Annotated in this window: 11 protein-coding genes, 1 other RNA gene and 1 pseudogene; 9 read left to right on the top strand and 4 right to left on the bottom strand. The window is 50.8% G+C overall.

Going from position 1 to position 12,909, the window contains the following annotated elements:
• Positions 1-12 precede the first annotated feature (12 nt).
• Positions 13-393: RNase P RNA component class A (gene rnpB, locus DES54_RS04140), an RNA gene on the top strand.
• Positions 394-792: 399 nt separating this feature from the next.
• Complete coding sequence (xopAK, locus tag DES54_RS04135) at positions 793-1,545, top strand: XopAK family type III secretion system effector (RefSeq protein WP_113865344.1); 753 nt, start codon at positions 793-795, stop codon at positions 1,543-1,545.
• 133 nt (positions 1,546-1,678) lie between these two features.
• Here xopAK (DES54_RS04135) and DES54_RS04130 read toward each other — a convergent pair.
• Positions 1,679-1,902 (bottom strand): annotated as a pseudogene (locus DES54_RS04130) (transposase); the annotation flags it as partial.
• A gap of 521 nt (positions 1,903-2,423) precedes the next feature.
• On the opposite strand from DES54_RS04130, the gene xopAK (DES54_RS04125) reads away from it, so the two are divergent.
• Positions 2,424-3,182, top strand: coding sequence for a XopAK family type III secretion system effector (gene xopAK / locus DES54_RS04125; protein ID WP_113865343.1), 759 nt, complete (start codon positions 2,424-2,426; stop codon positions 3,180-3,182).
• A gap of 328 nt (positions 3,183-3,510) precedes the next feature.
• Positions 3,511-4,296, top strand: a complete 786-nt coding sequence (gene ygiD / locus DES54_RS04120) for a 4,5-DOPA-extradiol-dioxygenase (protein WP_113865406.1) — start codon at positions 3,511-3,513, stop codon at positions 4,294-4,296.
• Positions 4,297-4,548: 252 nt separating this feature from the next.
• Here the strand turns inward: ygiD and DES54_RS04115 are convergent, their stop codons facing one another.
• The 3 genes from DES54_RS04115 to tolC all read right to left on the bottom strand — a co-directional run bounded on the left by DES54_RS04115 (position 4,549) and on the right by tolC (position 7,997).
• Positions 4,549-5,709, bottom strand: coding sequence for a glutathionylspermidine synthase family protein (locus DES54_RS04115; protein WP_113865342.1), 1,161 nt, complete (start codon positions 5,707-5,709; stop codon positions 4,549-4,551).
• Between the two features lie 11 nt (positions 5,710-5,720).
• The gene (locus DES54_RS04110) at positions 5,721-6,383 is read right to left on the bottom strand and encodes a DUF1190 family protein (RefSeq protein ID WP_113865341.1); all 663 of its coding nucleotides are present in this window, start codon (positions 6,381-6,383) and stop codon (positions 5,721-5,723) included.
• A 201-nt stretch (positions 6,384-6,584) separates the two neighbouring features.
• Positions 6,585-7,997: an outer membrane channel protein TolC gene (gene tolC, locus DES54_RS04105; protein WP_113865340.1), complete on the bottom strand. Its 1,413-nt coding sequence runs from the start codon at positions 7,995-7,997 to the stop codon at positions 6,585-6,587.
• 365 nt (positions 7,998-8,362) lie between these two features.
• Here tolC and nudF point away from each other — a divergent pair, with 365 nt between their 5' ends.
• From nudF to parE, 5 genes are all read left to right on the top strand, one after another.
• Positions 8,363-8,995 (top strand): ADP-ribose diphosphatase, encoded by a 633-nt coding sequence (gene nudF / locus DES54_RS04100; RefSeq protein WP_113865339.1) that lies wholly within the window; start codon positions 8,363-8,365, stop codon positions 8,993-8,995.
• Between the two features lie 4 nt (positions 8,996-8,999).
• The gene (locus tag DES54_RS04095; RefSeq protein ID WP_113865338.1) at positions 9,000-9,431 is read left to right on the top strand and encodes a DUF1249 family protein; all 432 of its coding nucleotides are present in this window, start codon (positions 9,000-9,002) and stop codon (positions 9,429-9,431) included.
• Positions 9,432-9,512: 81 nt separating this feature from the next.
• Positions 9,513-10,340: a 3',5'-cyclic-AMP phosphodiesterase gene (gene cpdA, locus DES54_RS04090; RefSeq protein ID WP_113865337.1), complete on the top strand. Its 828-nt coding sequence runs from the start codon at positions 9,513-9,515 to the stop codon at positions 10,338-10,340.
• A complete protein-coding gene (gene yqiA, locus DES54_RS04085) occupies positions 10,340-10,921 on the top strand; it encodes an esterase YqiA (protein WP_113865336.1) in 582 nt (193 codons plus the stop codon). The genes cpdA and yqiA overlap by 1 nt, the downstream gene beginning before the upstream one ends.
• Positions 10,922-10,992: 71 nt before the next feature.
• A complete protein-coding gene (gene parE / locus DES54_RS04080; protein ID WP_113865335.1) occupies positions 10,993-12,888 on the top strand; it encodes a DNA topoisomerase IV subunit B in 1,896 nt (631 codons plus the stop codon).
• Positions 12,889-12,909 lie beyond the last annotated feature (21 nt).

Genomic DNA, 12,909 nt, shown 5'->3' with positions numbered 1-12,909 from the left:
ATTATCAGCGCCGGAGTTGACCAGACAGTCGCCGCTTCATTGCCGTCCCTTTCGGGGGAGACAGATGAAGGGGAGGAAAGTCCGGGCTCCATAGGGCAGGGTGCCAGGTAACGCCTGGGAGGTGCAAGCCTACGACTAGTGCAACAGAGAGCAAACCGCCGATGGCCCGCGCTTAAGCGGGATCAGGTAAGGGTGAAAGGGTGCGGTAAGAGCGCACCGCGCGGCTGGCAACAGTTCGCGGCACGGTAAACTCCACCCGGAGCAAGGCCAAATAGGGGTTCACATGGTACGGCCCGTACTGAACCCGGGTAGGCTGCTTGAGCCAGTGAGCGATTGCTGGCCTAGATGAATGACTGTCCACGACAGAACCCGGCTTAACGGTCAACTCCAACTTATTAAAAACAACAATACGTTGGTGTATCTCAGGAGCTCAAAAGCAATATGAGATACACCAACGGTTGTTGCCTCCCCCATATATTTCGCTGTTATTTGTCGTCACTTAGCAACGAACCTGAGCGTCGTCGTACTCAGGGAACTAAAAGAACGTTTTTCCCACATATTTATATCCATTATGAGGCTGATGCTTCCAATTAACATGCCTTGCGTATTTAATTTATATACTCACCGCAGATATATTGGCTGTAAACTCTCACCCAGTTATTTAGCTAGATAAGTTCCTGATGGTTTCCGAGTTTGTCGCGTTGCTACCATTAAAATTATTTGGAACATATATTGGCCTCATGAAAAATAATCAGTCTAGTAATAAATCAAATCAACATGAGGATATAAAATATGCCAACTTATCTCACCATAACCAATGCCTTGAGATATACCGCGTATGATTCCGTGGATGGAATTAACGACCATCCTGATGCCGTACCTTGTAGCGGGAGCTCATCTGATTCGCCGCGTCTGTCGGCAAGAGACATGGCGCCTTTTAAGCAACTCGAAAGACAGTATGCAGACTTATTTTCTTCCAGAGAGATACAGGAAGTTAATGAACTTCCTGCAAGAGTTATGGAAGGAAAGAGAATAAAAGTGGTTAACCTTGATGAATGTGAAGTCATTAATGCCTCAAAAGATAATTTCGACTATATAGGAACGTCAGGCCTTTCAACATGTATCGGAATTTGCGCGCGTGGCCTCAATAGCAGAAATGAAACCATTATGGGGTTATGTCACTATACAGGGGTAGAGACAGAACCTGCCGATGCGATGCAATTATTGAGAAGCAAAATGGATGAAAAGGGAGCGGGTAATGCAAAAATGTACCTCGTCGGTGGCGCTATGTCGGCAGACCCGGATTTGAGTTCATTGAGTGCGGAAAGAGAACTGCTATCCTTGCGTCAGCAATTTAATATTCAAGGTGTTCGTCTTCATACCAGTATTTGTGAAGATATTTATGCCGATGAACATGTCAATCTTGTGATGACGCCTGATAAGATTTATTATAGCACAGAGGAACTATATGACGATGGCTACGGTAGTGATGCGGGGAGTAGCAGTTCATCTAATACACCTGACGCTAAAAGAGCAAGAAATTAGCACTTGAGTCCAGATATAAAAATATCCACACATGCCTTCATATATTCAGAACCTGTTGATAAAATTGTGCAATCGCGTTTTATGTAGTGAATCAATCAGGAACCTGTCCGTAATTCTGTGTAACTGCACAGTTTTAAAGGTGATCGCTCAGGCGGTCACCGAATTCGATAATAAAACGGCTCATCGCCAGTTGCCAGTTCTGGATCGGCATATTCCATTTTTTGAAGCCGATTGGATTGCCAGATAAATTACTTTCCGTACTGAGTCATCCGTCGGGAGCACTTTGCGTTTCTTTATCGCCTGCCGGAGCACGCTGTGCAGCGATTTGATGGCATTCGTGGTGTAGATAGATAGCCTTGCGGAGATATCGGCTTCGGTTTTAAGGCCTTTAGCCAGTTCAGTCGCAAGGGCTTTAAGTTTTTTTTCGTCAATAATGACCTGTCTCCGTTATCGGAGTGAAGATATCAAAAACAGGCAGTTACACAATTTAAATTACAGTCTCCTCAGGTGCTCAACAGCAAGATGAGATATGCCAACGGTTGTTGCCTTTCCCTTATATTCCGCAGTAGTTTGTCGCCGCTTTGCAACGAACCTGACCGTCGTCGTACTCAGGGAACTAAAAGAACGTTTTTCCTACACACTGATATCCATTATGAGGCTGATGCTTCCGATTAATATGTCTTAGCGTATTTAATTTATATACTACCCGTCGCATCTATAATGGCCGAACACGCTCACTCAGCCGCTTAGTTAGATTAAGTTCCTGGATATTTCCGAGTTTGCCGCCTTGTTACAAGCAACATTCTTTAGAATATCCATTGGCCTCATGAAAAATAATTATTGCAGTAATAAATTAAACCAACATAAGGATACAAAAGATGCCAATTGATCTCACCATAACCAATCCCTGGAGATATACCGCGTATGACTCCGTGGATGGCCTTAACGACCATCCTGACGCCGTACCTTGTAGCGGGAGCTCATCTGATTCGTCGCGGCTGACGGCACGAGCCATAGCGCCTTTTAAGCAACTTGAAAGACAATATGCAGACTTATTTTCTTCCAGAGAGATACAGGAAGTTAATACGCCACCAGCCAGCATTATGGAAGGGAAGAAAGTAAAAGATATAGATCTCGATGAATGTGAAGTCATTAATGCTTCAAGAGATAATTTCGATTATATAGGAACGTCAGGTCTTTCCAAATGTATCGGAATTTGCGCGCGCGGCCTCAATAGCAGAAATGAAACTATCATGGGGGTATGTCACTATACCGGGGTAAGGTCAGAGCCTGCCGCCGCGTTGCAGTTATTGAGAAGCAAAATGGATGAAAAGGGGGCCGGTAATGCAAAAATGTACCTCGTTGGTGGCGCTATGTCAGCAGACCCGGATTTGGGATCATTGAGTGCGGAAAGAGAACTGCTATCCTTGCGTCAGCAATTTAACATTAAGGGTGTTCGCCTTCACACCAGTATTTGGGAAGATATTTATTCCGGAGAATATGTCAATCTTTTGATGACGCCCGATAATATTTATTTCAGTACGGAGCCGCTATATAGTGATGGAGAGGGCGACGATAGCGACACGGGAAGCAGCAGTTTTTCTGATACGCCTGACACTAAAAGAGCAAGAAATTAGCACTTGAGCCCAGTATAAAAATAGCCATACACGCTTTCATATATTCAAGTCTGTTTATAACATTATGCCATCGCCGGTTTTATATAGTGAATCACGAAATCAGGACACCTGCCGCACAGCAATTTTCCATCTAATGTCATATTCGTTTGGCGAAAGGATAACGTTGATTTTATGGCTTATGTCCGGTGTCTTTTATCCGCTGTCATCCCTTCAAATTTATTGAATCTCTCCATCACAGATATCCGGCTTTATCTGCGGCGCAAAGGGGGTAAAGTAGCTTTCATAACGTGCGATGGCACACATTAATATTTTTTCTGAGGATATTCTTATGAGCAACACTTCCCGGATGCCCGCACTGTTCCTCGGCCATGGTAGCCCGATGAATGTGTTTGAGAACAACCCATATACGCAAGCATGGCAAGCTCTGGGCGAATCATTGCCGCGGCCAAAAGCCATCATTGCCGTGTCAGCCCATTGGTATACGCGCGGTACCGCCGTGACCGCCATGGAAAAACCGAGAACCATTCATGATTTCGGCGGTTTCCCGCAGGCGCTGTTTGATACGCAGTATCCTGCGCCGGGTTCGCCTGAATTGGCGGCGAAGATCCAGCAGGTGCTGGCGCCGTATCCCGTTGTCGCCGATCAGAGCCAATGGGGATTTGATCACGGTTCCTGGGGCGTGTTGATCAAGATGTATCCCAATGCGGATATCCCGGTTGTGCAACTCAGCGTGGATGGTACGAAGCCTGCCGCGCATCACTATGAACTGGGGCGTAAACTGGCTACGTTGCGTGATGAAGGTTTCATGATCGTCGCCAGCGGCAACGTGGTGCATAATCTGCGCATGATTAAATGGGATGGCGGCGGAGAACCCTATCCGTGGGCGGTGTCGTTCAATCAGTTTGTACGAGATAATCTGACGTATCAGGGCGACGATCATCCGCTGGTAAACTTTATGCAGCATGAAGGCGCGGCATTATCCAATCCGACGCCGGATCACTTTCTGCCGTTACTTTATGTACTGGGCGGTTGGGATGGCAAAGAGGCTATCACTATCCCGATCGATGGCCTTGATATGGGTTCGATAAGCATGTTGTCGGTGCAGGTGGGATAAGCGCGTTATGCGGACAGAGGCACGGTTGTTAAGACCGTGCCTATACCCGTCATACTTCAAGGTGCAGGTGCGTTGGCTGCGCTCATTCACCCGAATCACTTACTGGTGTAAGCTCACCGGGATTAAATGAAAGACATCCTGTCTCTCACCGGAGGCTAGCCGTTGGCTGGTCAAATTCGTTCCCGACGAATTTTTCCTTCGCTTGCCGCCTTCCTGCAACTCGAATTATTTAGGGTATGTAATTTACAGCTATCAATCCAGAATGATATGCGGATAGAAACGTGACAGATTCTGGGTAATCAGTTGACGATCTTCGCGCATGCCGATGCCGCAGGGTTGATCATTGATAAGCCAACTGCCGATCAGCGTATAGCTGTCGCCGAATTTCGGTAGTGGATGATATTGCTGAATGATTTTTCCCTCTTCACCGTAAGGGCCGCCCACCGAAGCAATTTCCTTACCGTTTTCTACTATTTGAATGTTGGCGCCTTCACGCGAAAACAGCGGCTTGATGACGTAGTTTTCCAGCACGGGATGATCATCTTCGGCAAAATAAGCGGGAAGCAGGTTAGGATGATTCGGGAACATTTCCCATAGCATCGGCAGCAGTGCTTTATTGGAGATAATGCTCTTCCACGCGGGCTCCAGCCAGCGAACCCCGGCGTCTTCAAGCTTGGTGGAGAATATTTCCCGCAGCATGAACTCCCACGGATACAGCTTGAACAGGTTGCTGATAACCTGATTTTCCAGATCGGTAAACTGGCCTTTCTCACCAAGTCCGATCTCTTCCATGTACAGGAATTCGCTTGGCAGACCGGCTTCCAGCGCGCAATCCTGAAGATATTGCACTGTACCGCGATCTTCCTCGGTATCCTGACAGCAGGCGAAATGCATCAATCCGAAGCCATGGTTGAGCTTCAGATCTTCGAAACGCTCGATCAGTTTTTCCTGAATACTGTTGTACTGATCGGCGGTTGGCGGCAACTGTCCCGACTTGATCTGATCTTCCAGCCACAACCACTGGAAAAACGCCGATTCGTACAGTGACGTCGGCGTATCGGCATTATTCTCCAGCAGTTTGGCCGGCGTCTGGCCGTCATAAGCCAGATCGAGGCGTGAATACAACGAAGGCTGGTGGGTGCGCCATGAGGTTCTGACAAAATCCCAGGTATGTTTGGGTATGCGAAATTTCGTTAGCAGTTGTTCACTGTTGACGACCTTATCCACCACTTGCAGACACATCTGGTGTAGTTCCGCCGTGGTGTCTTCAAGCTCTTCGATTTGAGCCAGCGTAAACTGGTAGTAAGCCTCTTCGCTCCAGTAAGCCTCGTCATACATGGTATGAAAACGAAAGCCGAACTCGGTCGCTTTTTCACGCCAGTCAGGACGTTCCTGAATCTCAATCCGCTTCATCAACTATGTCCTCAACCACCCATGCTGCGGGAGGATGAACTGGCGCTGCTGCGCTGCATACTGGTCTGTTTGGCGACGGTTTCACCGAAGCCGCCACGCGTAACAGTGGATGTAGTTGCCGGTTTAGGCGTCAGCGCCGTTTTGGGGACGCTAATGGCGCGACCGGTGGTGGCATTGCCATAGTTCCGGCCAGTGGCATCGACAAACTTGCCGTTCGCCGGACTGGTCGGCGATTTTGAGGTAAACAGCGGTTGCTGGGCAAAACCCGCGCCGCCGCCCATCATCCGGCCCATCATGTAGCCAGCCATCAGCGGCATCCAGAAGCTGCCGCTTTGTTGCGGTTCCGCGGTCATGCCCGCCTGCGCGGGAGCCGGTGTCTGCGTACACTGCGCTTCGCCAAACTCGGCTACGCAGTCTTCGCGGGTCGCGTATTTGGGCGCGGTTTTCTCCGCTTCTTTCAAGGCGTTATTGTAAGCTGTAGTGCATTGTTCGCTCATGGATGGATTGGCGGCGGAGCAGTCGTCGGCATTCTGATACAAAGACACGGTTTCATCAGCCTGTTCGCAACCGGCCAAAATAAATACCGCACTGACCGCTAATGCGACAGGCGCCAGACGGTATGTCCGCCATCCCTTACGGAAAGTTTCCTGATTAATATCTTTTGTACGTTTCATCGTGTTAATCCCAGAGAAAAGGCGTCATGCCGAATAACCAACTTGTGGGCTAAGAATAGGGGAAGGTTGATGGAATTTAAAGCGCCAATGGCCGTAACTGAGCGACTCTTTACGTTGCTATACATTCCGTTGTGCGGCGTTTTGCGTTTTCGGCCTGACGGGAATGAACAGGGGAACAACATGTTCCCCTGAGCGTTAAGTTTACTGAAGCGGCGCCGACGATGCGGAGGTCGTGTTGGCGAGCGACGCGCCGCTGTCGCTGTCGGTGACCGGCGGCGTGGTCGACACCAGTTGACCTAACGCGGCGTTCAGCGCTTGCAGATCGCTTTCATTAAGCGTACCTAGCGCGGATTTAATGTTTAACTGATTGATCAGGTAGTCATAACGCGCGCTGGAAAGCTGCTGTTTGGCGTTATATAGCGTGGTGGTGGCGTCCAGCACATCGACAATCGTGCGGGTGCCGACCTGATAGCCGGCTTCCATCGCATCCAGCGAGCTTTGCGCGGACACTTCAGCCTGTTTGTAAGCATTGATGCTGCTGATAGAGGCGGAGATGTTGTTAAACGATGAGCGCACAGTCTGTACCACTGAGCGGTGAGCGCTTTCCAGCAGTTCGCTGGCGCTGACGAAACTGTGCTGCGCCTGTTTTACCTGTGAACTGGTGGCGCCGCCGCTGTATAGCGGCAGCGTGAAATTGATGCCGACCTGGTTTTGACCGGCGTCGCTGTCATTGAACTGATTACTGTTGCGTGTCTGAGAACCGGAATAGCGAGTATCGCTGAGGCTTGTCGATGCAGTCAGATCCAACGTCGGCATATGGCCGGTCTGCGCCTGACGGATCTGCTCACGCGCCAAATCCTGACTTAAACGAGCCGATAACAGATCCAGGTTGCGGTTTTCAGCTTCTTTCAACAGGTTATTCACCTGCCCTGGCTGCTGCGTCGAGAAACGTTCAATATTCAGCCCCGCCAACTGCGGGTAAAAATTCCCGGTAACCTGACGCAGGGATTCCAGCGCATTATCCAGCGTATTACGCGCCAGCACTTCATTCGCCAGCACGCTGTCATATTGCGCACGCGCGTTCTGGACGTCGGTAATGGCGACCAGGCCGACATTGAAGCGTTGCGTGGTCTGATCCAACTGGCGGTAAATCGCCTGTTTCTGGGCGTTGGTGTAGGACAGCGAATCAATCGCACGCAGCACATTGAAATAGGCGGTGGCGGTGTTCAGAATCAACGCCTGTTGCGCGCTTTGATAAGTGACATCCTCAATGCCCGCCTGCTTTTCCTGTAACGTCAGCGCGCGCCATTTGGACATGTCGAACAAGGTCTGCGTCAACTGCAATGACGCGCTTTTCACATCGCTGTCCACGCCATTGTTGTCGCGATAACCGTTGTTGTAGGTATAATCAGCGCCCAGTCCCAACTGCGGCAGCAATGGACTACGCGCCTCATTGATTTTTTCAAACGCGGCATCGCGAACGGCTGCGGCGCTGCGTAAATCAGGATTGGTGTTTTTTGCTTGCTGATAAATCTGTAAGAGATTTTCCGCATGGCCCATGACACTAAAGCTGCCCAGGCTCAAACCAATGAGAAGAGGGAGCAATTTCTTCATTTGCATTCCTTGTTGTGCCGCAATGTCGCTATGGTTGCGCTATCTAAAGACGAATAATTGTCGATTCTATCAGAATCTGCCAATAGGATAAGGTAGCTGAACGTGCCATCTTGCTGTGGATGCTGTCCGAACCGGTTAATGTTATTGACGATTCAGACCTGAACGGTGCGTTTTGCAGGATACACGCGACTGACTCAGAACGCCCGTTATCATCAGTCTGCACAAAAAACGGGCTGAGAGATGATAAATCTACCACAAACGAAGCTATCAAAAACAAATCCGCCAAAACAACGATGAGTATAATGACAAGGATTTCCGACCTACAATACCGGATACCGTCAATCACTCATAACAGGAGTTTAGTCATGGGGTCTTCAGTCTCTGGTCCGGTTACGTTTACGAAAGATGATGTGGAAATTATTGCACGTGAAACGCTATACAGCGGTTTTTTTTCATTGCAACGCTATCGTTTTCGCCACCGTTTGTTTAATGGTGAAATGAGCGGCGAGGTGAACCGCGAGATTTTTGAGCGTGGTCACGCGGTAGTTCTGTTGCCGTATGATCCTGTACGGGATGAAGTTGTCTTGATCGAGCAGATTCGTATCGCCGCCTATGACACCAGCGCTTCCCCCTGGTTGTTTGAGTTGGTGGCTGGCATGATTGAACCGGGCGAGAGTCTGGAAGAGGTTGCCCGGCGTGAAGCCCTTGAGGAAGCCGGGCTGACGGTGAAGCGCTGCCAACCGGTAATCAGCTATCTTGCCAGTCCGGGTGGCACCAGTGAGCGCCTGGCTGTTATGGTAGGCGAGGTGGATACCCGCACAGCGATCGGCATTCACGGTCTGGCGGAAGAAAATGAAGATATTCGCGTGCATGTCGTCAGCCGCGAGCAGAGCTATCAATGGGTTGAGCAAGGAATTATTGATAACGCAGCGTCTGTCATTGCCTTGCAATGGTTGGCGTTGCACCATGAGAAACTGAGAAACGCGTGGGTGGATTGAATTTATGAAGCGTTATACCCCGGATTTCCCGGCAATGATGAGGTTATGCGAAACCAATTTTATGCAATTACGGCGTTTGCTGCCCCGTATTGACGAAGTCGGTGAAACCGCGGTTTATCACGTTAATCATGCGGTCTATCGTTTAACGATCCTTGAGTCTACCCGTTATACTTCGCTGGTTGAAATTAAGCAGACCGCGCCGACGGTAAGCTACTGGAGCCTGCCAATGATGACGGTCAGGCTGTATCATGACGCGCTGGTTGCGGAAGTGTGTGCCAGTCAGCAGATCTTCCGTTTCAAAGCGCGTTATGATTATCCGAATAACAAGTTACATCAACGTGACGAAAAGCATCAAATTAATCAGTTTCTTGCTGATTGGCTAAGATATTGTTTGGCGTATGGTTCGATGTCGATTCCGGTTTTTGATACCCAATAGATTTCAAAGCGCGGGAAGCCAATGTCTTTGCGACTTGAAAGATGGCGGATATAGACAGATTTAAGTAACCAAGGACACCATTTGGAAAGCCTGTTGACACTTCCTGTGGCGAGTGGGGCCAGAATCAGGATTTTACAGATAACAGATACCCACCTGTTTGCCGGTGAGCATGAAACATTGCTTGGTATTAACACTTATCGCAGCTATCACGCGGTGCTGAATGCCATAAAAGCCCAGCAGGGCGCATTCGATTTGATCGTCGCGACGGGCGATCTGGCGCAGGATCACTCGCTTGAAGCCTATCATCACTTTGCGCGCGGTATCCGGCAACTGGTCGCGCCTTGCGTGTGGTTGCCGGGCAATCATGATTTTCAACCCGCCATGGTGGATGCGTTGGCGCAAGCGGGGATTGCGCCTTCCAAGCATGTGCTGGTCGGCGATAAATGGCAGATCGTGCTGCTTGATAGTCAGGTCTTTGGCGTGCCGCATGGCGAACTGAGCGATTATCAGCTTGAGTGGCTGGAACGTTGCCTGCAAAGTCAGCCCGATCGCTATACCCTGCTTTTACTGCATCATCATCCTTCTCCTTCCGGCTGCACCTGGCTTGACCAGCACAGCTTGCGTAATGCGCACCATCTGGACGCGGTGCTGGAGCGCTACCCGCGGGTGAATACCATTCTGTGCGGGCATATCCACCAGGAAATGGATCTCGATTGGCATGGCCGCCGTCTGTTGGCGACGCCGTCGACTTGCGTGCAGTTCAAACCACACTGCACCAATTTCACCATTGATGATGTCGCACCCGGCTGGCGTTATCTGGATCTGATGCCGGATGGTCGTCTGGAGACGACGGTGTATCGTCTGTCGGGGAATGAATTTTTGCCGGATATGAATTCGGACGGGTATTAATGCCGACTTTACTTTATCTTCACGGCTTTAACAGCACGCCCGATTCGGCGAAAGCCATCGCGCTTAAGCACTGGCTGGCAAGCCGCCACCCTGAGATTGACATGTTGATCCCGCAACTTCCGCCTTACCCGGCGCAAGCGGCCGAGTTGATGGAATCGCTGGTGATGGCGCGCGCCGGACATCCGCTGGGCATTGTTGGCTCCTCGCTCGGTGGTTATTATGCCACCTGGTTGTCCCAGTGCTTCACTCTGCCTGCGGTTGTGGTGAATCCGGCCGTCAGACCGTTTGAACTGTTGCTCGACCATTTGGGCGAATATCAGAACCCCTACACAGGCGAGCAATATGTGCTAGAGTCACGGCACGTTTACGATCTGAAAGTGATGCAGGTTGAACCGCTGGAATGGCCGGATTTGCTCTGGTTGTTGCTTCAGACCGGGGATGAAGTTCTGGACTATCGCCAGGCGGTCGCCTATTACACGAATTGTCGTCAAACAGTGGAATCGGGAGGCAATCATGCCTTTTTCGGATTTGAGCACTTTTTTGCGCCCATAGTGAATTTTCTGGGCTTTACGGCAGACTGATCAGATCACCGCGGATTTCATTTAAACGATCCTGTAAATAATCTTTTTAAAACAAAGAATTAATTCAAACCATGACTCAATCAAGCTATAACGCTGATGCGATTGAAGTACTCAGCGGACTGGAGCCGGTGCGCCGTCGTCCGGGCATGTATACCGATACCACACGCCCTAATCATCTGGGACAAGAGGTGATAGATAACAGCGTCGATGAGGCATTGGCGGGACATGCGCGGCGTATCGATGTGATTTTGCATGACGATCAGTCGCTGGAAGTTATTGATGATGGTCGCGGTATGCCGGTGGATATCCACCCGGAAGAAGGGGTGCTGGCTATTGAATTGATTCTGTGCCGGTTGCACGCCGGCGGCAAGTTCTCCAACAAAAACTACCAGTTCTCCGGCGGTTTGCATGGCGTGGGGATTTCCGTGGTTAACGCCCTGTCATCGCGCGTGGAGGTGACGGTTCGACGCGACGGGCAAGTCTATGACATGGCGTTTGAAAACGGCGACAAAGTGCAGGATCTCACGGTAACCGGAACCTGTGGCCGCCGTAATACCGGTACGCGGGTACATTTCTGGCCGGATGCGAAATTTTTCGATAGTGCGCGCTTTTCGGTATCGCGCCTGACGCACTTGTTGAAAGCCAAAGCGGTTCTGTGTCCCGGCGTCGAGATCGTTTTCAAGGACAAGGTCAACAACACCGAACAGCGCTGGTGCTATCAGGATGGTCTGAACGATTACCTGTGTGAAGCGGTAAATGGTTTGATTACTCTGCCGGAAAAACCGTTTCTGGGCGCCATCGCCGGCGATACCGAAGCGGTGGACTGGGCGTTGCTGTGGCTGCCGGAAGGCGGCGACCTGCTCACGGAAAGCTACGTTAACCTGATCCCCACGCCGATGGGCGGCACGCACGTTAACGGCCTGCGTCAGGGGTTGCTGGATGCGATGCGCGAGTTCTGTGAATTCCGCAATATTCTGCCGCGCGGGGTGAAGCTGAGCGCCGACGATATCTGGGAGCGCTGTGCTTATGTGCTATCGGTAAAAATGCAGGAGCCGCAATTCGCCGGACAGACCAAAGAGCGTCTGTCTTCACGCCAGTGCGCCGCGTTTGTTTCCGGCGTGGTGAAAGATGCGTTCAGCCTGTGGCTGAATCAGAACGTTCAGGCAGCGGAACAACTGGCTGAACTGGCGATCTCCAGCGCTCAGCGGCGTATGCGCGCGGCCAAGAAAGTGGTGCGTAAAAAACTGACCAGCGGCCCGGCATTGCCCGGCAAGCTGGCGGACTGCACCTCGCAGGATTTGAATCGTACTGAACTGTTTCTGGTGGAAGGGGACTCCGCGGGCGGATCGGCGAAACAGGCGCGCGAACGCGAGTTTCAGGCGATTATGCCGCTCAAGGGGAAGATCCTGAACACCTGGGAAGTGGCTTCTGATGAAGTGCTGGCCTCTCAGGAGGTGCATGATATTTCGGTGGCGATCGGTATCGATCCTGACAGTGACGATCTCAGCCAGTTGCGTTACGGCAAGATCTGTATTCTGGCGGATGCGGACTCCGATGGTCTGCACATCGCCACGCTGCTGTGCGCTCTGTTTGTCCGTCATTTTCGGGCGCTGGTGCGCGGCGGACATGTCTACGTGGCGATGCCGCCGTTATACCGCATCGATCTGGGAAAAGAGGTTTACTACGCGCTGGACGAAGAGGAAAAAGCGGGCGTGCTGGAACAACTCAAACGTAAAAAAGGCAAACCCAACGTACAGCGTTTCAAAGGGTTGGGTGAAATGAACCCGTTGCAGCTACGCGAAACCACGCTTGATCCGAATACCCGTCGTTTGGTGCAGTTGACCATTGGTGACGATGATGTCGATCGAACGATGGCGATGATGGATATGCTACTGGCGAAAAAACGCTCCGAAGATCGGCGTAACTGGCTGCAAGAGAAGGGCGACGAAGCGGAAATCGAGGTATAACGCCGGTTGCCGCCGGGTGCG

The sequence above is a fragment of the Brenneria salicis ATCC 15712 = DSM 30166 genome, assembly GCF_003315515.1.
In the GTDB taxonomy this organism is placed as follows: domain Bacteria; phylum Pseudomonadota; class Gammaproteobacteria; order Enterobacterales; family Enterobacteriaceae; genus Brenneria; species Brenneria salicis.
Note: the sequence above shows the minus strand (reverse complement) of the source record. Positions and strands in the feature narration are given on the sequence as shown.

What these genes read in the sequence shown, in the direction of transcription:
- xopAK (WP_113865344.1), top strand. Translation starts at nt 793, where the DNA reads ATGCCAACTTATCTCACCATAACCAATGCCTTGAGATATACCGCGTAT.
- xopAK (WP_113865343.1), top strand. Translation starts at nt 2,424, where the DNA reads ATGCCAATTGATCTCACCATAACCAATCCCTGGAGATATACCGCGTAT.
- ygiD (WP_113865406.1), top strand. Translation starts at nt 3,511, where the DNA reads ATGAGCAACACTTCCCGGATGCCCGCACTGTTCCTCGGCCATGGTAGC.
- DES54_RS04115 (WP_113865342.1), bottom strand. Translation starts at nt 5,709, where the DNA reads ATGAAGCGGATTGAGATTCAGGAACGTCCTGACTGGCGTGAAAAAGCG.
- DES54_RS04110 (WP_113865341.1), bottom strand. Translation starts at nt 6,383, where the DNA reads ATGAAACGTACAAAAGATATTAATCAGGAAACTTTCCGTAAGGGATGG.
- tolC (WP_113865340.1), bottom strand. Translation starts at nt 7,997, where the DNA reads ATGAAGAAATTGCTCCCTCTTCTCATTGGTTTGAGCCTGGGCAGCTTT.
- nudF (WP_113865339.1), top strand. Translation starts at nt 8,363, where the DNA reads ATGGGGTCTTCAGTCTCTGGTCCGGTTACGTTTACGAAAGATGATGTG.
- DES54_RS04095 (WP_113865338.1), top strand. Translation starts at nt 9,000, where the DNA reads ATGAAGCGTTATACCCCGGATTTCCCGGCAATGATGAGGTTATGCGAA.
- yqiA (WP_113865336.1), top strand. Translation starts at nt 10,340, where the DNA reads ATGCCGACTTTACTTTATCTTCACGGCTTTAACAGCACGCCCGATTCG.
- parE (WP_113865335.1), top strand. Translation starts at nt 10,993, where the DNA reads ATGACTCAATCAAGCTATAACGCTGATGCGATTGAAGTACTCAGCGGA.